This window comes from Arcobacter venerupis (assembly GCF_013201665.1).
In the GTDB taxonomy this organism is placed as follows: Bacteria; Campylobacterota; Campylobacteria; order Campylobacterales; family Arcobacteraceae; genus Aliarcobacter; species Aliarcobacter venerupis.
On record NZ_CP053840.1, the window covers coordinates 2934804 to 2954367 of the forward strand.

Below are 19564 nucleotides of genomic sequence, written 5' to 3' on the forward strand. Positions count from 1 at the left end.
AGCAGAGATTTACTCTACTTCAGCGTCGATAACGTCATCATCATCTTTTTTTGCTTTTTGGTTTGGTTGAGCACCAGCTTCCCCACCCTCTTTTTTGTACATAGCTTCTGCTAATTTGTGAGATTTTTCAGTTAAAGTTTTTAATTTAGCTTCAATATCTTCTTTTGTAGCATTGTCATTTTTTAATGTTTCTTCTAAGTCAGCAGCTGCATCAATAATAGCTTTTTTCTCTTCTTCGCTAACTGCACTTTCGTTTTCTTCTAAAGTTTTTTTAGTTGAGTGTAATAAAGCATCTGCTTGATTTCTAACTTCAATTACAGCTTTTTTCTTAGCATCAGTCTCTTTATTAGCTTCTGCTTCTTGAACCATTTTCTCAATTTCAGCATCACTTAATCCTGAACTTCCAGAAATAGTAATTTTATTTTCTTTACCAGTTCCTTTATCTTTAGCACTTACATTTAAAACACCATTTGCATCAATATCAAATGTTACTTCAATTTGAGGAACACCTCTTGGAGCTGCTGGAATATCTGAAAGTTCAAACATACCTAAAGATTTATTGTCTCTTGCGAATTCTCTTTCACCTTGTGAAACATGAATAGAAACAGCTGGTTGATTATCATCAGCAGTTGAAAATACTTGAGATTTTTTAACTGGAATTGTAGTTCCTTTGTCAATTAATTTAGTCATAACTCCACCTAAAGTTTCAATTCCAAGTGATAAAGGAGTAACGTCTAATAATAAGACATCTTTAACATCACCTTTTAAAACTCCAGCTTGAACAGCGGCACCAGCTGCTACAACTTCATCAGGATTTACACCTTTATTTAAATCTTTTCCAAAGAAATCTCTAACAACTTTATTTGCTTTTGGTAATCTTGTAGATCCACCAACCATAATAATTTCTTGAATCTCTTCTTTTTTCAATCCAGCATCTTTTAGTGCAGTTTTGATGTGCTCTAAAGTTTCGTTAATTAAATCTTCAGTCATAGACTCAAATTTTGCTCTTGTTAATGATTTAACTAAGTGAACAGGACCTGCTGAACCCATAGAGATAAATGGTAAGTTGATTTCTGTTGATTCAGCTGATGATAACTCTTTTTTAGCATTTTCAGCAGCATCTTTTAATCTTTGTAATGCCATTTTGTCATTTTTAACATCAAACCCATTTTCGTCTTTGAACTCTTTTGCTAACCAATCAATAATTCTATTATCGAAGTCATCTCCACCTAGGAATGCATTTCCATCAGTTGAAAGTACTTCAAAAGTTCCATCACCAATTTCTAAAACAGTAACGTCGAATGTTCCTCCACCTAAATCGTAAACAAGAACTTTTTCTTCACCTTTTTTATCTAAACCATAAGCTAATGAAGCAGCTGTTGGCTCATTGATGATTCTTAGTACATTAAGACCAGCAATTGTTCCAGCTTCTTGAGTTGCTTTTCTTTGTGCATCATTGAAGTATGCAGGAACTGTAATAACAGCATCAGTAACCGCAGCTCCTAAATACTCTTCAGCATCTGCTTTTAATTTTGATAAAATTTTTGCAGAAATTTCTTGTGGAGTATAAACTTTTCCACCAATTTCAACAGCTGCAGCACCATTTCTATCAACAATTTTATATCCAACTTTTGATTGAGCAGCTTTTGCATTTGGCTCATCCATCATTAGACCCATAATTCTTTTGATTGAATAAATAGTTTTTTCTGGATTTGTAATCGCTTGTCTTTTTGCTGGGTCTCCAACTAAAACTTCACCTTTATCTGTGAATGCAACAATTGAAGGAGTTGTATTTTTTCCTTCTTTATTAGGGATAATTTTAGCTTCCCCACCTTCATAAACTGCTATACAAGAGTTTGTTGTTCCCAAATCTATTCCAATTACTTTACTCATTTTATATCCTTATCAAGTTTTAATTTTTTATTTTAATTTATATCTTTTCAAATCTATCTAGTTTATTGACATCACGGTCAAATTGTCTATTTTTTACAGATTGAAACCATAGCTGGTCTTAACAATCTATCTTTTAATAAATAACCCTTTTGAAGTTCTTGAACAATCGCACCATCTTCATGTTCTGCACTATCAACTTGCATTACAGCATTGTGTACATTTGGATCAAACTCACCATCTGTTTCAATTTTTGTAATATTGTGTTTTTCAAAAGTTGTATTGAAATTCTTAATAGTTAAAGAGATTCCTTCTTTTACTTTTTCAAGTAATTCATGTGCATCTAACGGTGTATTTGTAGATGATAATGCTAACTCTAAAGTATCAATTGGAGCTAATAAATCTTTTGCAAATTTTTCACTTGCATAATCAATAGCTTGATATTTCTCTTTTTCTAATCTTTTTTTGATATTTTCAAAATCAGCATGTACTCTTAAATATTTATCTTCACTATCTTTCAATTGTTGCTCTAATTTTGCTACTTTTTCTTCTAAAGTTTCTTCTTTTATCTCTTCAACAACTTCACCTTGAACTTCTTGCTCAGCTATCTCTTCTTGTATTAATTCTTCTTTTGTTTCTTCGCTCATTTTATCTCCTAAAAAGTTGTAATTTTTTCATAAAAATATTCATAATCTTTTGGTAATTCACCAATAACCAACATTTTTACATCTTCGTTATTGATTTTGCAGTAATTACAAATTCCAATATAATTTGATGGTAAAAACTTATCAAAATATAAACCCTCTTTTAACTCATCTAAAATTTGACCTTTTAAAAAACTGTTTATAGTATATTCATCAAAATCATAATTCAAAGCTAGATTTAGAAACTCTTTGTAATTAAAAATCTGAAAATCTGAATTTTGTAGAGTTTGGTTTATAGATTCATAAACCTCGTAAGCTCCCACATCTTTCGAAACTTTCGTAATATCTTTTAAATCTAAACCTATCATATCATTTAAAAATCTATAAAGTGCATCTGAATATTTTACACTTATGGCAAATGAAGAAAATTCTAAAATCATATATCTATTTTCAACATTTAAAATATTTTTTAATACATCAGATTTCTCTTTTTTTATAAAAACAGACAGCCCTATTGTTGAGGCAAAATATTCTAATGCTCGTAAATTTATACCTTTTAGTTTAAAATTAAGTTTTGTCTGCCAATACTGTTTTAAAGCTTCTGTAGTTGGAGTTCTTCCACTACTTATATGCTCTTGTGCAAGATAACCCTCATCACCTAACTTTTTAAAGTATCCTCTAATTGTCGCTGGTGAATAAGTAATATCGTACATAGATTTTAATTGAGTTGAACCAATTGGTTCTAAATGCTCAATATAAGCTTTAATAATAGATTGTAATAAAAACTCTTTTTTATCTATCATTGTTTACGACCACTTTCATAATTTAGCACTCAGTATCTTAAACTGCTAAAGAATTATAACCTATTGAGTCTTTATTTGTCAAGTATTTTATTTTAATTTTTTAAAATTTAAAACTTATATAATAAATATTTTATAGTATAAAAAGTTTAAGTAAATATGAATTTATACTATGTTAAATTTTATTATTGTAATTTATTAACAATTTTTATGTAATTAATCATTTTTTGAACTAGCAAAAATTATATTTTGTTGATATAATAACTTTGATAGTTTAAATCGAAGATTTTTACATAATAAAACTAAGGAGAAAAAATGAAGAAATCTAGTGAAATACCTATGGGTAAAAAAATCACAACTGTTGCACTAATAGGGATGTTAGCTGTTCCAGCTTTCGCTGCTGAATTCATTACAATAGGAACTGGTGGAGTTACAGGAACTTACTATCCAACTGGTGGAGCTATTTGTAGATTAGTTAATCAATATAAAAAAGAGACAAAAATCAGATGTTCTGTTGAATCAACTGGCGGATCTGTTTATAATGTAAATACCATCAAAAATGGTGAACTAGATTTTGGTATCGTTCAATCTGATATTGTATATCAAGCTAGCAAAGGAGAAGGTGCATTTAAAGATGCTGCAATTCCTAAACTAAAATCTGTTATGGCTATTTATCCAGAACTATTAACTTTAGTTACTAGAAAAGATGCAAATATCAATAATTTGATAGATGTAAAAGGAAAAAGAATCAACCTTGGAAATCCAGGAAGTGGAAATGAAGCAACTGCTTTAACTTTATTTGATGAAAGTGGAATCAAAAAAGAAGATTTAAAATTTGCAGGTGCATTAAAAGCTTCTGAAATGCCAGATGCGTTAAGAGATAATAAAATTGATGGTTACTTCTATATGGTAGGACATCCAACAGCAAATATTCAAGATGCTGCAAATTCTGTTGATGTAAAAATTACACCAATTGAAGGTACTAATGTTGATACTTTAATTAAAAAATATCCATATTTTGCAAAAGCAAATGTTCCTGGCGGGATTTATAAAGGAAATGATGCAGATATTCCTACTTTTGGAGTAAAAGCTGTTCTTGTAACAAGTGATGATGTAAGTGAAGATGCAGTTTATACAGTAGTTAAAGCTATTTTAGAAAATTTTGATGAATTCAAAAAATTACATCCAGCATACAGCCAAATTACAAAAAAATCTCTACTTGATGGATTATCTGCTCCTTTACATGAAGGTGCAAAAAAATATTTCCAAGAAGCTGGATTATTATAAAAATACTTCTATCTAAGGATTTTTAATCCTTAGATAACTCTTATTTTCATACTTCATTTAAAATCCATTTAAATGAAGTATGAGAACAAAATTTCACCTATTATTAAAGGATTTACTATGGCAATTTATGAAGAGAAACCTCATAAAATTTCCCAACTCGAAGTCGAACAAATGCATGAAACTGAAGCTGCAATAAATGAGCTTGAGGGACAAAGAGTATTTGGTTCACAACACTATGAATTTTGGTTAATATCAATAATTGCTCTTGCTTGGTCATTATTTCAATTATACATTGTAATTGAACCTACAAATTCAACTATTTCTAGATCTATTCACTTATCATTTGGTATTGTTCTAGCATTTTTAATCTATCCAATGATGAGAAAACCTTACTTCTTACAAAAGATTAGATGGTTTGGATATACCTTTGCAGCTATTGGATTAGCGACAGCTTCTTATGTTGCTGTGTTTTATAATGAGATTTCATTAAGACCTGGAGATTATACGACTACTGATATTGTAATTGCTGTTATTGGAGTTATTATTTTACTGGAAGCTGGAAGAAGAGTTTTAGGATTTGTATTAAGTTTTATTGCTATTATATTCTTAGCTTATGACTTTTTAGGTCCTTATATGCCTGAATTAATTATTCATAAAGGCGCTAGTTTAAATAAACTTGCAGGTCACATGTTTTTAACAACTGAAGGAATTTTTGGTGTTCCTCTTGGAGTTTCAGCTGGATTTGTATTTTTATTCGTACTTTTTGGTTCTTTATTAGATAAAGCAGGTGCTGGTGAATATTTTATAAACTTAGCATTTTCACTACTTGGAAAATATAGAGGTGGTTCTGCAAAAGCTTCTGTAATTGCATCTGGATTTGCAGGTATCATTAGTGGTTCATCTATTGCAAATACAGTTACAACTGGAACATTTACCATTCCACTTATGAAAAGAACTGGATTTAGAGCGGAACAAGCAGCAGCTGTTGAAGTTTCAGCTTCTTCAAATGGTCAATTAATGCCTCCTGTTATGGGAGCGGCTGCATTTATTATTGCAGAGTTTTTAGGAATGGCCTACACAGATGTAGTTGTTACTGCATTTATTCCAGCATTCGTTTCATATTTTGGACTATTTTATATTGTTCATTTAGAATCACTTAAATTAGGTCTTGTCGGAATGAATAAAGAAGATATTCCTCCTAAATTAAAAACATTTATGCAAGGTGCTCACTATTTAATTCCAATCTTCTTCTTATTATATACACTTATGGTATTAAGAGAAAGTGCTGCAAGTGCTGCATTTAATGCAATTATGCTTTTAATGTTATTAATGGTTGTTCAACATCCTTTTAGAGCTTTTTTAGCAAAAGAAAAAATTACAAAAGATATTTTACTTAGTGGATTTGTTGATATTTTAGCAGGTATGATAAGTGGTGCTAAAAATATGGTTCCAATTGCAATAGCAACTGCAATTGCTGGAATTATTGTAGGTTCTATTACATTAACAGGTCTTGGTCAAGTTTTATTAGAAGTTGTAGAAACATTATCAAATGGAAATATCTTTGCAATATTAATTCTTGCAGCAATTATTTCATTAATTTTAGGGATGGGATTACCAACAACTGCAAACTATATTGTAATGGCATCTTTAACTGCACCTGTTATTTTAACACTTGCAGCTGATAATGGATATTTAATCCCTGCAATTGCAGCACACTTATTTGTATTCTACTTTGGTATTTTAGCTGATGTAACTCCACCTGTTGGACTAGCAGCCTATGCAGCTGCGGGAATTGCAAAAGCAGATCCTATTAAAGTTGGGATTCAAGGATTCAAATATGATATTAGAACAGCAATTTTACCATTTATGTTCTTCTTCAACTCAGAGTTATTATTAATTTCAGGAGTAGATCCATTAAATCCTGCTAACCCTGCTGGTTGGATTTGGATTACAAATCCAATTGACATTGCTGTAATATTTATAACTGCATTTATTGGAATGATGGCATTTTCTTGCTTTACACAAGGATATTTTATTACAAAAACACCTGTTATAGAAAGATTGATTTTTCTAGCTGTTGTTCCATTTATGTTCTTACCAAAAGTAATGCAAGCATATTTACATTTACCAAGTCACTATATTTCATATGGAATTGGTATTTCTGTTATTGTAGCAATTTATATTATTCAAAAAGCAAGAGAAAAAACTCAAGCAGTAGTTGTATAAGAGATATAAGAGGGAAACCTCTTATATTATTTAATTAGAACTTTCTCGATTATATATCCATAACCCTTATGTGATATAATAAAATCATCATCTTTAATTTTATCTTTTAATCTTTTCATAACTGTTCTAAACGATGAATCGTTTATATTAATATTATCCCAAACCTCTTCTTTAAATTTATCAAGTGAAATTAAAGTTCCTATATTTTTAATAAGTACATCTAAAATCTCTGCTTCTTTTTTTGAAAGTTTTACAATCAAATTATTATGATATAACTTATTATTTGTTAAATCAAAAGTATAACTATTGTTTAATGTAATTAAGTTCTTTGTTTCAACTTTTGGTTGTTTATCTAAAATAACTTCTTGTTTCGCTTTTTTTAACATTTCCATCATATTATCAATATTTAAAGGCTTAACAAAATATCCACAAACTCGTAAATTAATAAGTTTTAATAAATCTTCTTCATTTTTATGGGCACTTACAATTATAAATCTTTGATTTGGAACAAATTTTAAAACTTCATCAATCATTTGAATACCATTTACATTTGGCATATTAAGATCTGTTAATACTAAATCAAAATTCTTATTTTTTCCATAATTCTCTTTTATAATTAAAAGAGCTTCTTCTCCATCACAAGCTACTATTACTTCATCAAAAATTGTATTTAAATAAAAAGCTAAGGTTTTTCTCGCGAGTTCTTCATCTTCAACTAACAAAACTCTTGTTTTAAAATTCTTCATATTTTCTCACCTACATCTAAATTATTAGATTATATCTAAAATTATTCTAAGCATCCAATTTTATTAAAAACTCTACTCCATCATTTTTATTTATTGCTTCAATTTTTCCATTCATGTTTTTTTCAATAATTACTTTTGTCATATATAAACCAATTCCTGTACCTTGATTTTCAAACTTTGTAGTAAAATAAGGTTCAAAAATTCTTTCTATTATTTGTTCATCTATATTTCCACAATTATTAAATATTGATATAAAAACTGTTTTATTTACTTTATAAATCTTGATTTCAATTACAGCTTTAAATTTAATAATTTTATCTTTTAATAATTTTGCATCTATTGCATTATTTATTATGTTAACAATTACTTGCTCAAACTCATTTTCATAACTATCAATCTGTAAATCTTGCGCTTCTATTTCAAGTTTTATAGAATTCTTTTCTAAAGAAGATTTAACTATTTTTGAACTTTGAATAATTGAATCTTTTATATTAAACAATTTTTTCTCTTTGGAAGGCTTATAAAAATTTCTAAAATCATCAATTGTTTGAGACATAAAATCAATTTGTAATTTTGCATTTTTAATAGTTTCATTAAACTCTCTTTGAGAAATTATTCCGTAACAATCTCTAATATAATAAATCAATAAACTAATATTATTTAAAGGTTGTCTCCATTGATGTGCAATATTCCCTAACATCTCTCCCATTGATGCCATTTTATTTTGTTGAACTAATAATCTATCTTTTTGTAAATTTTTTTCAACTTCTTCTTCTATTTTTAATTTTAACTCTTCTTCATTCATCTTAAGTTTTGTTATATCATTTAAATAACCATAAAAACCAATTACATTTGCATAATCATCTTTTATTAAAATTGCTCTATTATAAACCCATTTTATCTCTTTATTTTTATCTATAACCCTATAAACACAAATAAAAGAGTTTGCGTCATCAGAAATTGCCTCTTTAATTACATCTTTTAATTGTTCAATATCATCTTTATGTACAAAGTCAAAAAAGTTGCTTTTATTTTCAAAATCATCAACTTCATAACCATAAGTGCTAATACTTTTAGACACAAATTTCACACTCAAATTTTCATCATTTACCCATCTAAAAATTACTGTTCTTCCGAATTCAGTTAATAATTGTACATCTTTTAACTCTTTTGTTAATTTAACTCTTTCATCAATATTCATTGACATCATCAACATTCTATTTGAATTAAACTCTTTCCCTCGAACTAATATCCATTTATAGTTATTCCATTTATCTTTTAATCTATATTCACAAATAAAATGTTCACTCTTTTTATTAATATGATTTTCATACTCTTGTATAACTTTTAATTTGTCATCTTTATGAACTAACTCTATCCATTCATCAAAGTTTTGAATATCTTTTCTTTCATAACCAAACATTTCAAGCCATTTGTTTGAAAAAAAGATTTTTTTTGTTTTTAAATCCATATCCCATAAACCATCATTTGAAGCAATAATCGCTAATTCGTATCTCTCTTTCCATTTTTTAAATAAAAGATTTCTTCTTTGTAATCTTTTATCATATCTATTAAAAATTGTATTAATAAATCTTCCAAAGAAATTTGCAGATGTTATTAGCAACAAAGCTATAAATACAACTAATAGATAAAAAGCTACTAATTTAGTTTGATATTCATCATTAATTTTTTTTCTTTCTTTATTTGATGAATTAGTTTTTATAAAAATTTTAAACTGATATTTAGAGAAAGTATAAACTAAATCATTCTTACTCTCTTTTTCAAAGTCAAGAATATTTTTTACATCATTCAACTTTCCATCCATTTTATAATTAAAAACTTTTCCCTCATTTACATCATAAAAATAAAAATATGAATTATCCAATGTTTTACTTTTAGCAACAATTGAATCAAAAATTGCTTTTTTCGTTAAAACTTTCATATCATCTATTTTAGAATATGCCCCAATAAATAAATTTAAGAAATCAATATTTTTGATATAACTTAGCTGAATATTACTTCTTTGATTGTCAATATTGTACATAAGATTATTATCGCCAATGTATTCAATATTTCTTAACATATGGTTTTTAAATTTATCTGTTTTACTTTCTGAGTTTGTAAGTTCAATTAATTTATCAAGTATTTCTCCACCATATAAAACCTCATAATTAATATTATCAAATATCAGAAAATTTATATTTTGTTTTGATTCTATTTCGTGCAAAAAAGGTTTTAATAGATTAATATTGAACTCTTTTTTATATATTTCTTTAGCTTTTATATAACCAATTATTTCATAAATATAATTTCCTAAATCATTTTCAATATCATCAAAACCTGTACTTGTATTATATTTTATACTTGAAATATATGTTTTTAGAATATTGTTTTTATAGAAATTTTCATTTTGAACCAAAATATCAATTTTACTTCTTTTTTCATATTCTAAAAAGAAAAAAATGACTAGAAAAGAGATAATTGATAATAAAAAGATAAATATTAAAGGCGTAAATACTATTTGATTTTTAATATCTAAAAGTGTGTAGAATTTCTTCTTTTTAAAAAACATTTTAAGCCTTTAATATTTTATTTTTGCAAGATATAATCCATTTGCCTTTGCTGGTGTTTTAAAAATATTTTTTTCTAATCTTAGCTGTTTTTTCAAATCTTCGATTGTTAATTTCTTATCATTAATTGCCAATAAAAAACCAACCATTAATCTAATTTGAGAACGTAAATATGAATTTGCAGTAAATTTGAATACATAAATATCTTTGTATTTATAGAAAATTGTATTATAAATTTCTCTTACAGTTATATCTTTATCACTTCCTGTTTTATGGAAATATTTAAAATCAAAAACTCCGATAAACTCTTTTATTGCTTTTTTCAATAACTCTTCATCAACAAAAGGAACATAAGTTATAAACTTGTCATTAAAAGGAGTTGTAGCTTTTGTAGTAATTATATATCTATAATCTCTTTTTTTAGCATGAAACCTTGAGTGAAAATCATCTTTTACTTTTGAGACTTTTAATATTTTAATAGAAGTTGGAAGATTTCTATTTAAAACTTCTTTTAATTTAGAAAAATCACTCCAAAAATCAGGAACAATACAATTAAAAACTTGTCCTGTTGCATGGACTTCTTTATCGGTTCTTCCACTTAAAACTATATTTGTTTCTATATTTATTTTTTTAAATGCCTTAAGAAGTTTATCTTCAATAGTCAAACCATTTGGTTGTTTTTGACTTCCTTGATAACAACTGCCATCATAAGAGATTACAAATTTTAAATTCATAAATTTTATCAATACTCTTTTTTTATAGTTTGTGAATATAAAAGATATGTTCCACTAATCCAAACAACAGGAATAATATATATTGCATGTAACAAAATTTTATCTCCAATTGATTTAATTAAAACATAATATAAAACTACAGAAATTAAAGAATAAAACACTGCTCTATTTTTTTCATATCTAGGATTAAAATATCCAAATGTAATCACTAGAAAGAGAGATAAAAAAGGAAAAAATGAAGTTAGTATAAAAAATGTTAAATCATCAATATTATCATTACGTTTAATATTATCTTTCCAATATGAGTAAGTATCAGTAAAAATTCCTAATTTACTATCAGCAATAGAATCATTTATATACATAGATTTAAAGTCTATTTGATTAAATTCTTTTGAATCTATAATAAAAGCTTTCCCATCATTTAATTTAAAACTTAAAGAACCTTTATCATTATCTAAAACTGCTGTCTGGCTAATTATAAATTGATCATTCTTTTTATCAGTTTTAAAAAGTTTCACATCATCATAAACTTTTTCATCTTTTGCATTTATATAAATTAGCCAATCCCCGAATTTCTGCCCAAATTCACTAGCTTTTATATTAAAATTTGCCTCTTTTTTCTTTTTTTCTAAAAATTGTTTTGTTAAAAATTTTGTTTTTGGAATTAATCCAACAGAAATAACAAGTAACATAGCTGTTAAAAGAAGTGTAATTGGCGCAAATATTTTTAAAATATTTATAGGATTTAAACCAAAAGAAGTAATTACTGTTAATTCATATTCTCCTGCTAATTTTGCTAAAGTAATAACTAATGATAAAAAAAATGAAATAGGCATAGTATAAAATACAATTTGAGGTATTACATAAGAAAAAAGGGTGAACAACTCCAAAAAATCAAGAGTAATAACAGAAGTTAAAGATGCGATTTTTACTAAAAATACTACTGAAGTTATAAAAAATAGTCCTAAAAATATAGGAAAAAATGTGATTGCTAATTGGGAAAATAAGTATTGTTTTAATTTCAATAAAAGGCCTTTATAATTGTTTCTAAGTCAAAAAAATATTCGCTATAAAAACCTAAAACTAAATAGGGAATAAATGGAGTTTGAATATCTTTTTTTACAAAATTTGAATAGATTGCAGGAATTATAGCAAAAAAAGCAGCTAAAAATATAGCAATTAATCCACCACTTACTCCAAGTATAATTCCCATCATTGCAATTATTGGAATATCACCCTCACCTAAGGCTTCTTGAGTTTTTAAATTTTCATCTTTTAAAATTCTTGATTTTATATTTTGTATATAAAATGTAATTAAAAAATTTAGTAAAACAAATGCACCTGCAAATAAAAAAGCATTCTTAAAAGCTTCAATTATAAAAAAGTTTGTGGCAAAGAAGGAGAGGATAAAAACTATTAAAAGTAGATAATCAGGAACAGCCTTGTACTTTAAATCAATAAAAGATAGAGTTATTAAAACGTAAGATAATAAACACATAAAAATAAATTCTTCACTAATCCCCAATTTTAGAAATAAAGCAAAAGTTACAATTCCACTAATTAATTCAACAAAAAAATACTGAAAAGATATTTTGGCTTTACAATAAGAACATTTTGCTCTAAGAAATAAATAGGAAAAAAGAGGGATATTATGGTACCAATAAATTACATGATTACACTTTGGGCAATGACTTCGTGCAGTTATTAAAGACTCATTTAACGGTAATCTTAGAATTAATACATTTAAAAATGAGCCTATACAAGCTCCAAAAATAAAACTAAATAGCTCCAAAGCGTCTCTCTCTTTTTGAGAAATCACTTATAATATCATCTAATTCAGCTTTTGAAAAATCCGGCCAATAAGTTTGAGTAAAAAACATCTCAGCGTAGGCATTTTGCCATAATAGATAATTTGAAAGTCTTACTTCTCCACTTGTACGAATTAATATATCTACATCCCCCATGCCTGCTGTATCAAGACAAGATTCTAAATTTTCTTCGGTTATTTCAAGATTTTTCTCATTTAATTTCTTAATAGCTCTAATTATTTCATTTTTTGAACCGTAGTTTAAAGCTAATACTTGAGTTAAACCTTTACAATGAAAAGTTCTTTCTTCTGTAATTGTTATTATTTTTTGTAAAGATTTTGAAAATCTAGTTAAATCCCCAATTGCTTTAAATCTAATATCATTTTTTAAATAGATTTCTAACTCATTTTTTAAATATCTCTCAAGAAGTTTCATCAAAAATTCAACTTCAATTTTTGGTCTTTCCCAATTTTCAGTTGAAAAAGCATATAAAGTTAAATATTTAATTCCTATTGATGAACAATATGAAGTAATTTCTCGCACCGTTTTTGCGCCCTCTTCATGTCCAGCTGTTCTTTTTAATCCTCTCTCCGTTGCCCATCTTCCATTCCCATCCATAATAATGGCAATATGTTCTGGCATCTTTAAATCACTCATAACTATTAAACTCATCTTTTAATTTTTCTAAAATATCTAATGAAACATCCAATTTTGAACCTTTAAATTCAAAAGAGTTGTTTTTTAATATTAATTCTATATTATTATTTTCGCTTCCAAAACTATTTTCTTCATTTAAAATATTCAAACAAACTCCATCAAGATTTTTATTTTCTAACATTCTTGTGGCACTATTTAAGGCTGTTGTTTCATCCATTTCAGCTTTAAAACCAATAGTTATAATTCCATCTTTTTCTAAAGATTTTAAAATATCCATATTTTGTTTTAACTCTAAATTCCAGTGTGTTCCAATTAACTCTTTTTTTAATTTTCCATCTTGTGGAAAAGCTGGAAGATAGTCACTAACAGCTGCCACCATAAACAAAAATGGTTTTTTCATAATTAAAGTTGGAGTTGAATTATCCATTAAAGTAGGTTTTGTAAGAACTCCTTTTTTAGCAACTCTAAGAGAATCAACTAAATATTCATACATCTCATTTGAACTTTCAACTTTTATGATGTGAATATCTTTTGGTAAGTTTTCATAACCTCTTGTGCTCACTAAACAAACATCTGCACCTTTGTAATATAAAGCACGTGCTAAAGATGAAGCCATTTTTCCAGATGAAAAATTTGAAATATATCTTACTTCATCAATTTTTTCTATTGTTCCACCACCACTTAATACAACTTTTCTATTTATCCAATAATCATTTTTAAGTAGTTCTTTACACGTAACATCAAAAATATCAGCTGGTTCTGCCATAGCTCCATCACCAACATCTTTACAAACTAACTCTTTTGTTTGTGATGAGATAATCTCATAATTACAAAGCTTTAGCATTTTAAGACTAGCTTGTGTAATTGGATTTTTTATCATATTTGTATTAGCTGCTGGTGCAATTATTTTCATTCTTGGATAGGCAAGTGCTGTTTGCAAAAGCAGATTATTTCCTAAACCATTTGCTAGGGCATTTATTGTGTTAACACTAGCTGGTGCAATTACAAAAATATCTGACCATTTTCCAATATCAATATGATTATAATCTTGGCTTTTATCCCAATTTTCACTTGACTCATCTAAAACTTTGTTTTGTGAAATTGCTTCAAAAGTAATTGGGTTTATAAATTTTTTTGCACCTTCTGTCATAATAACTCTAACTTGCGCACCAGCTTTTATATAAAGTCTTATTAGTTCTAAAGCTTTATAAATTGCAATTGAGCCACAAACTCCAACTAATATTTTTTTGTTTTTTAATAACATTTAAAATCTTTTATTTTTTACTTAAAAAATGTTTGTAAAAGTAACCAGCAATAGTTTTTGCTTTTGCTCTTGTTAAATACAACTCACCTTTTTTTACATTTCCAGTTACAGTTGAACCAGCTCCAATTAAGACATCATCTTCAATATTTACAGGGGCAACAAACTGTGTATCACTTCCTACAAATACATTTTTACCAATAATTGTTTGATGTTTATTCACACCATCATAATTACAAGTAATTGTTCCACAACCAATATTTGTTCCCTCATCAATAGAACAATCTCCCAAATATGAAAGGTGTCCAGCTTTTACACCATTTAAAATAGCTTTTTTTGTCTCTACAAAGTTTCCAATATGAGTTTTATTTAATTCACTTAAAGGTCTAATTCTAGCCATTGGTCCAACGTCACTATCTTTAACAATTGAGTCTTCAACAACTGAGTTTGTTTTGATATGAGAGTTTATAATTTTTGAATTTCCAAGAAGCGAAACACCATTTTCAATGATTGATTCACCCTCAATTTGCACACCCTCTTCTATATAAATAGTATCAGGTAATCGCATAATAACGCCAGCTTTCATAAACTCTTTTTTGATTCTATTTTGGTGAATCACTTCAGCGTCAGCTAATTCAACTTTTGAGTTTACACCTTTAAAATTTTCTTCATTTACTGCTAATGGTTTTAAAACTTTATTTTGATTTATAGCCATTTCAACTAAGTCAGTTATGTAATACTCTTTTTGTGCATTGTTATTATTTAATTTAGGAAGATTCTCAAGTAAAAATTTTGTTTCAAATTGATAAATTCCAGCATTTGCAGTTGTTACTGCTAATTCAGTAGTATTTGCATCTTTTTGTTCAACTATTTTTTTAACATTTCCATTTTCTATAATTACTCTTCCATATCCATCTGCACTATTAAGTTCTAAAACAGACATTACAATAGTTGCATTTACATCAAATTTTTCTAATTCACTTGATTGAATTAAAGGCATATCTCCATTTAAAACTAACACTTTTTCATATTTAGGTGTAATTCCCATAACTGCTCCACCAGTTCCTGGATAATTTAAATGGTCTTGAATTACAAAATTTATATTTGAAAAATATTTTTCCATTTCAGCTTGAACTCTTTGTGCTTGGTGAAATAAAACTACTGTTATATCATCGCTTAATTTTAAAGCCTCTTTTATTGAATAATATAACATTGGTTTTCCAGAAATCTTATGTAATACCTTTGGAGTATCTGATTTCATTCGTGTACCTGCACCTGCTGCTAAAACTATAATTGATTTATTAAACATTCTTTTCCTTATTATTGTAAAACTTCATTAATTTCATTTTTCAAATTTTCTACTAACTCTTTTATTGCTAATTCCATTTTATCATCACCAACACTTGTTGTTAACAATTTATCTAATTTACTCTCTCTATCTTTAAAAAATTGTGCGACTTTTCTATTTTTTGGGTTTTTATTATACATTAAAACTCCTGATGCAATTAGTGCAATAATAAGTCTTAAGTGACCAAAAACAGCTGCATAATTTAATAAAGTAAACCCAGAATTATCAGGTAAATTCATATCAGCACCAGCTGCGATTAACCATCTTGCAATTTTGTAATTTCCATGCCATTGGGTATGATGAAGTGCCGTTCTGCCATGAATATCTCTTATACTTAAATCTGCTTTTTTTGTTAATAATTTTTCAACAACAAGTAAATCATTAGCAATTACAGCCTTATGAATTACTGTTCTACCATCATTATCTTTAGCATCAATATTTACTCTATATTTTAAAAAGTAAATTAATCTTTCAATAAAAATATCTCTTTGTTTTTTATCTTTGATTTTTATTCCCTCTTCAACCATAAACATCAAAGGAGTACAACCTCTTTTATCTTTTATATTAAGATTTATTCCATAATTTATAATTGTTTTTAGAGTCTCAAAATCATTATATAAAACCATATCAAATAAAATATTACTTCCATCTAATCTTTGAGTTTGAATATCTGGTCTAAAAGTCAATACTTTTTTTAATAAAACATCATATTTCTCATCATCTTTTATAAGTGCAGATAAATAAGGAGTTGCTGTTTTAAAACCTTTTATTACAGCAATTATTTCAACAATATCATCAACTACACTTCTTTCATCAAAATCTCTTGCATCAATATTTGCTCCATGAGCCATTAAAAAGTCAATCATTCTAAAATTAGAGTAACCTTTTAATATCTCTTGATGTATTAAATTCTTTTCAAATTCATTACAAATATTTACATCTGCACCACAATCTAATAAAAATTCTATATTTGAGAAGTTCTTTTTTTCAACTTCTCTTTGAAGTGTTGTTTTCCCTTCACTATCAATTTTATCAATTTCAATACCTTGGTCTATAAATAACTGTGCAATTGGCATATACTCTTTTTCTGCAGTTACAAGTTTATATTTCCCTTCTAGCTCTTTTGGGGGATCTTTTTGTAAAGCTGAAATATATAATAACTCATCAATAATATTTTTATTAAAATTATCAACTACATTTAAATTTGTACCTTTTTTAATAAGAAGTTCTATTAAAGGTATATTTTTTGAGCCGTGAAGGATTGTGTTAAAAAGGACATTTTGCCCATCTTTATCTAAGAAATTTACATTAATTCCATGTAAAACTAATTCTGTTGCTAATGAAATATCATCTTTTAAAACAGCTTTAAAAAGAACTGTTTGATGATTTTCATCTAAAATATTTAAAGTGTTACAGTTATTTATAACATCTTTTAAAATTAAAAGGCTTCCACCTTCAACTGCATCAAACAATACAGTTTTTCCATAATTATCTTTTTGATTAAAATCTGCATTATAATTCATAAAAATTTGAAAGATTTTATAGTTTCCCACAAAAGCAACATCTTGAAAAACTGTTCTACCTACGCTATTTTTATGATTTATTGAATATCCATTATCCAATAAAAAACGAATCATAACACCATCTGTTCGATTAATTGCATCATCTAAAACTGTTTTTCTAAAGTTATCTTCAATAGTTAAATCAGCCCCATTTTTTACTAAAACTTTTATAGCTTCAAATTTCTTTTTAGCTACCAATGTAAAGAGTATTGTTTTACCTCTTTCATCTCTTTTATTTAGATTAATACCTTTATTTATGTATTTTTGAATTTTATTAATGTCAATAGTATCTGACAATAATTCTTTATAAAACAAATCTTCATTGATTTTAAAAAATCCAAACACGATATTAAATCCTTGTACATATTTTAGGGCTTTGAAAGTCTATAATTTTAGCTAATTTTTTATTAAATTGTTTTTCGCCTTCTTGGTCTATAATCTTTTTTGTGATTTGTTGATTCTTTTGAGTCATTTTCGCGTCTTGGAAATGGTTTTGAAAAAGGTTTTTTAGAACTATCTTCCTCTATTAAATTCCCTTTTAAAGATTTTTCAATAAATGAGTTAAATGAGTTTCTTAAAATATAAGCCTTATCATGGTCAGGGAAAAGTTCAGGGATTTTATATGAAAGCCATAAATACAAAGATATTTTTTTAACCTCATCCTCAACTAAAAGTAAATCCCTTTGAGTTATTGCTTTTTTTGGTAGTGTAATTGATGGTTTATAATGACAAACCTTTTTCTTAATAACACTTGCAATATAAGCTTCATAAGCTTGTAAAATAATAGTTGATTTTGTTGTTATTGGAGCTTGGGCTAAAAGATATTTATCTTCAAGTTTTAGATTAAATCTAGTATCAACAATTTTTGCAGCTTCAATCATAGATGAAATATTTGCAGCTATAAATGGGCCTGAGAAATACATATTATCAGCAAAAAACTTTAATACTTTTGTTAAAGAGTTGGTTTTTATGTGAGCGGCTAAGGCTTCCAGCTGATTATTGTTTATTTTTACTTTAAAAGGTGGTTTTATAGTTTTTATTGGACTGTCAAATTCAAGTCTAACATGATCAAGTACATCTCTTCTAGTTGCACCTAAATATCCAGCTTCAAAATGTCCATAACGCCCTGCTCGACCAGCTATTTGAACTATTTCATTAACTGTTATTTTTCTTTTACTAACCCCATCAAATTTTGTATCGGTTGTAAATAAAATTGTTTTAATAGGAAGATTTAATCCCATTGCAATTGCATCAGTTGCAATTAAAATCTGACTTTTTTTCTCTCTAAATCTTTGAGCTTCATCACGTCTTACTTCTGGAGATAAATTTCCATAAATAACGGAAACCGTATATTTTTTTTGAAGTTTTTGTTTCAACTGTAAAACATCTCTTCTTGAAAAAGCAATTAATGCTGTTCCATCTTCTAATTTATCAAGAGATGTCCATTTTGGTAAAACTTTTAATTCATTTTTTCTTTGATGTTTTACAATCTCTAAATCTTCATCAAGGTAAGCAGCTATTCTTTTAATTGCATCAAGAGCATTTACACTTCCTGTCATAATAATTCTTTTAGCAGGACAACCAATAATAGCATTTACCCAAGCCCAACCTCGATCATTATCATCAAGCATTTGAACTTCATCAATTACTGCCACATCAACATCTAAATCAAAATCTATCATTTCAATAGTTGAACAAACGTGAGCCGCTTCTTCGTGCAGAATTTGTTCTTCACCAGTGATTAAACTAGCAATTATATTTGAAGCTTTTAAATCTTCATAACCTTCTAATGCCAAAAGCCGCAAAGGTGCTAAATAAAGTCCAGAATTTGCCTCTTTTAATTTTTGCATAGCATTATAGGTTTTACCTGAGTTTGTAGGTCCAACATAAAATTCTAATTTTCTGTTTAGACTTCGAGCCAATGGATATAAGGTTTTTAAATCACAGTTTAATAGTGATTGTAGTTGTTGTTGCCAATTTTCTTTCATGGGCGTATTATATACAATAGAATATAATATCAGATTAAACAAT

At 27.2% G+C, this 19564-nt stretch carries 15 protein-coding genes; 2 read left to right on the forward strand and 13 right to left on the reverse strand.

Going from position 1 to position 19564, the window contains the following annotated elements:
* Positions 1 to 9: 9 nt before the first annotated feature.
* From dnaK to AVENP_RS14560, 3 genes are all read right to left on the reverse strand, one after another.
* Positions 10 to 1893 (reverse strand): molecular chaperone DnaK, encoded by a 1884-nt coding sequence (gene dnaK, locus AVENP_RS14550; RefSeq protein ID WP_128359602.1) that lies wholly within the window; start codon positions 1891 to 1893, stop codon positions 10 to 12.
* Between the two features lie 86 nt (positions 1894 to 1979).
* Positions 1980 to 2537 (reverse strand): nucleotide exchange factor GrpE, encoded by a 558-nt coding sequence (grpE, locus tag AVENP_RS14555; RefSeq protein ID WP_128359601.1) that lies wholly within the window; start codon positions 2535 to 2537, stop codon positions 1980 to 1982.
* An 8-nt stretch (positions 2538 to 2545) separates the two neighbouring features.
* Positions 2546 to 3337, reverse strand: a complete 792-nt coding sequence (locus tag AVENP_RS14560; protein WP_128359600.1) for a heat-shock protein — start codon at positions 3335 to 3337, stop codon at positions 2546 to 2548.
* A gap of 312 nt (positions 3338 to 3649) precedes the next feature.
* On the opposite strand from AVENP_RS14560, the gene AVENP_RS14565 reads away from it, so the two are divergent.
* Positions 3650 to 4621: a TAXI family TRAP transporter solute-binding subunit gene (locus AVENP_RS14565; RefSeq protein ID WP_430385351.1), complete on the forward strand. Its 972-nt coding sequence runs from the start codon at positions 3650 to 3652 to the stop codon at positions 4619 to 4621.
* Between the two features lie 117 nt (positions 4622 to 4738).
* Complete coding sequence (locus AVENP_RS14570; RefSeq protein WP_128359599.1) at positions 4739 to 6847, forward strand: TRAP transporter permease; 2109 nt, start codon at positions 4739 to 4741, stop codon at positions 6845 to 6847.
* 26 nt (positions 6848 to 6873) lie between these two features.
* Here AVENP_RS14570 and AVENP_RS14575 read toward each other — a convergent pair whose 3' ends face one another.
* The 10 genes from AVENP_RS14575 to AVENP_RS14620 all read right to left on the reverse strand — a co-directional run bounded on the left by AVENP_RS14575 (position 6874) and on the right by AVENP_RS14620 (position 19521).
* Entirely contained in the window at positions 6874 to 7593 is a 720-nt protein-coding gene (locus AVENP_RS14575; protein WP_128359598.1) for a response regulator transcription factor, read from the reverse strand.
* 46 nt (positions 7594 to 7639) lie between these two features.
* Complete coding sequence (locus AVENP_RS14580; protein WP_128359597.1) at positions 7640 to 10165, reverse strand: sensor histidine kinase; 2526 nt, start codon at positions 10163 to 10165, stop codon at positions 7640 to 7642.
* Positions 10166 to 10174: 9 nt separating this feature from the next.
* A complete protein-coding gene (gene truA, locus AVENP_RS14585; RefSeq protein WP_128359596.1) occupies positions 10175 to 10897 on the reverse strand; it encodes a tRNA pseudouridine(38-40) synthase TruA in 723 nt (240 codons plus the stop codon).
* 8 nt (positions 10898 to 10905) lie between these two features.
* Positions 10906 to 11922, reverse strand: a complete 1017-nt coding sequence (locus tag AVENP_RS14590; RefSeq protein WP_128359595.1) for an LptF/LptG family permease — start codon at positions 11920 to 11922, stop codon at positions 10906 to 10908.
* On the reverse strand, positions 11919 to 12716 hold the full coding sequence (locus AVENP_RS14595; RefSeq protein ID WP_228721230.1) for a prepilin peptidase: 798 nt from the start codon (positions 12714 to 12716) through the stop codon (positions 11919 to 11921). The genes AVENP_RS14590 and AVENP_RS14595 overlap by 4 nt, the downstream gene beginning before the upstream one ends.
* Positions 12676 to 13377 carry a di-trans,poly-cis-decaprenylcistransferase gene (locus AVENP_RS14600; protein WP_128359594.1) on the reverse strand — a complete coding sequence of 234 codons (702 nt, stop codon included), beginning with the start codon at positions 13375 to 13377 and terminating at the stop codon, positions 12676 to 12678. The genes AVENP_RS14595 and AVENP_RS14600 overlap by 41 nt, the downstream gene beginning before the upstream one ends.
* Complete coding sequence (gene coaBC / locus AVENP_RS14605; protein ID WP_128359593.1) at positions 13355 to 14626, reverse strand: bifunctional phosphopantothenoylcysteine decarboxylase/phosphopantothenate--cysteine ligase CoaBC; 1272 nt, start codon at positions 14624 to 14626, stop codon at positions 13355 to 13357. Before coaBC ends, AVENP_RS14600 begins: the two co-directional genes overlap by 23 nt.
* 10 nt (positions 14627 to 14636) lie before the next feature.
* Positions 14637 to 15932, reverse strand: coding sequence for a bifunctional UDP-N-acetylglucosamine diphosphorylase/glucosamine-1-phosphate N-acetyltransferase GlmU (glmU, locus tag AVENP_RS14610; RefSeq protein ID WP_128359592.1), 1296 nt, complete (start codon positions 15930 to 15932; stop codon positions 14637 to 14639).
* 11 nt (positions 15933 to 15943) lie between these two features.
* Entirely contained in the window at positions 15944 to 17878 is a 1935-nt protein-coding gene (locus AVENP_RS14615; RefSeq protein WP_128359591.1) for an ankyrin repeat domain-containing protein, read from the reverse strand.
* 62 nt (positions 17879 to 17940) lie between these two features.
* Positions 17941 to 19521, reverse strand: coding sequence for a helicase-related protein (locus AVENP_RS14620; protein WP_128359590.1), 1581 nt, complete (start codon positions 19519 to 19521; stop codon positions 17941 to 17943).
* Between the last annotated feature and the right edge of the window lie 43 nt (positions 19522 to 19564).

Bases quoted from the DNA above. Each gene is read 5' to 3' on its own strand.
- AVENP_RS14560 (WP_128359600.1), bottom strand. From the start codon at position 3,337: ATGATAGATAAAAAAGAGTTTTTATTACAATCTATTATTAAAGCTTAT.
- grpE (WP_128359601.1), bottom strand. From the start codon at position 2,537: ATGAGCGAAGAAACAAAAGAAGAATTAATACAAGAAGAGATAGCTGAG.
- AVENP_RS14575 (WP_128359598.1), bottom strand. From the start codon at position 7,593: ATGAAGAATTTTAAAACAAGAGTTTTGTTAGTTGAAGATGAAGAACTC.
- AVENP_RS14570 (WP_128359599.1), top strand. From the start codon at position 4,739: ATGGCAATTTATGAAGAGAAACCTCATAAAATTTCCCAACTCGAAGTC.
- AVENP_RS14600 (WP_128359594.1), bottom strand. From the start codon at position 13,377: ATGAGTTTAATAGTTATGAGTGATTTAAAGATGCCAGAACATATTGCC.
- AVENP_RS14620 (WP_128359590.1), bottom strand. From the start codon at position 19,521: ATGAAAGAAAATTGGCAACAACAACTACAATCACTATTAAACTGTGAT.
- coaBC (WP_128359593.1), bottom strand. From the start codon at position 14,626: ATGTTATTAAAAAACAAAAAAATATTAGTTGGAGTTTGTGGCTCAATT.
- AVENP_RS14565 (WP_430385351.1), top strand. From the start codon at position 3,650: ATGAAGAAATCTAGTGAAATACCTATGGGTAAAAAAATCACAACTGTT.
- glmU (WP_128359592.1), bottom strand. From the start codon at position 15,932: ATGTTTAATAAATCAATTATAGTTTTAGCAGCAGGTGCAGGTACACGA.
- truA (WP_128359596.1), bottom strand. From the start codon at position 10,897: ATGAATTTAAAATTTGTAATCTCTTATGATGGCAGTTGTTATCAAGGA.
- AVENP_RS14580 (WP_128359597.1), bottom strand. From the start codon at position 10,165: ATGTTTTTTAAAAAGAAGAAATTCTACACACTTTTAGATATTAAAAAT.
- dnaK (WP_128359602.1), bottom strand. From the start codon at position 1,893: ATGAGTAAAGTAATTGGAATAGATTTGGGAACAACAAACTCTTGTATA.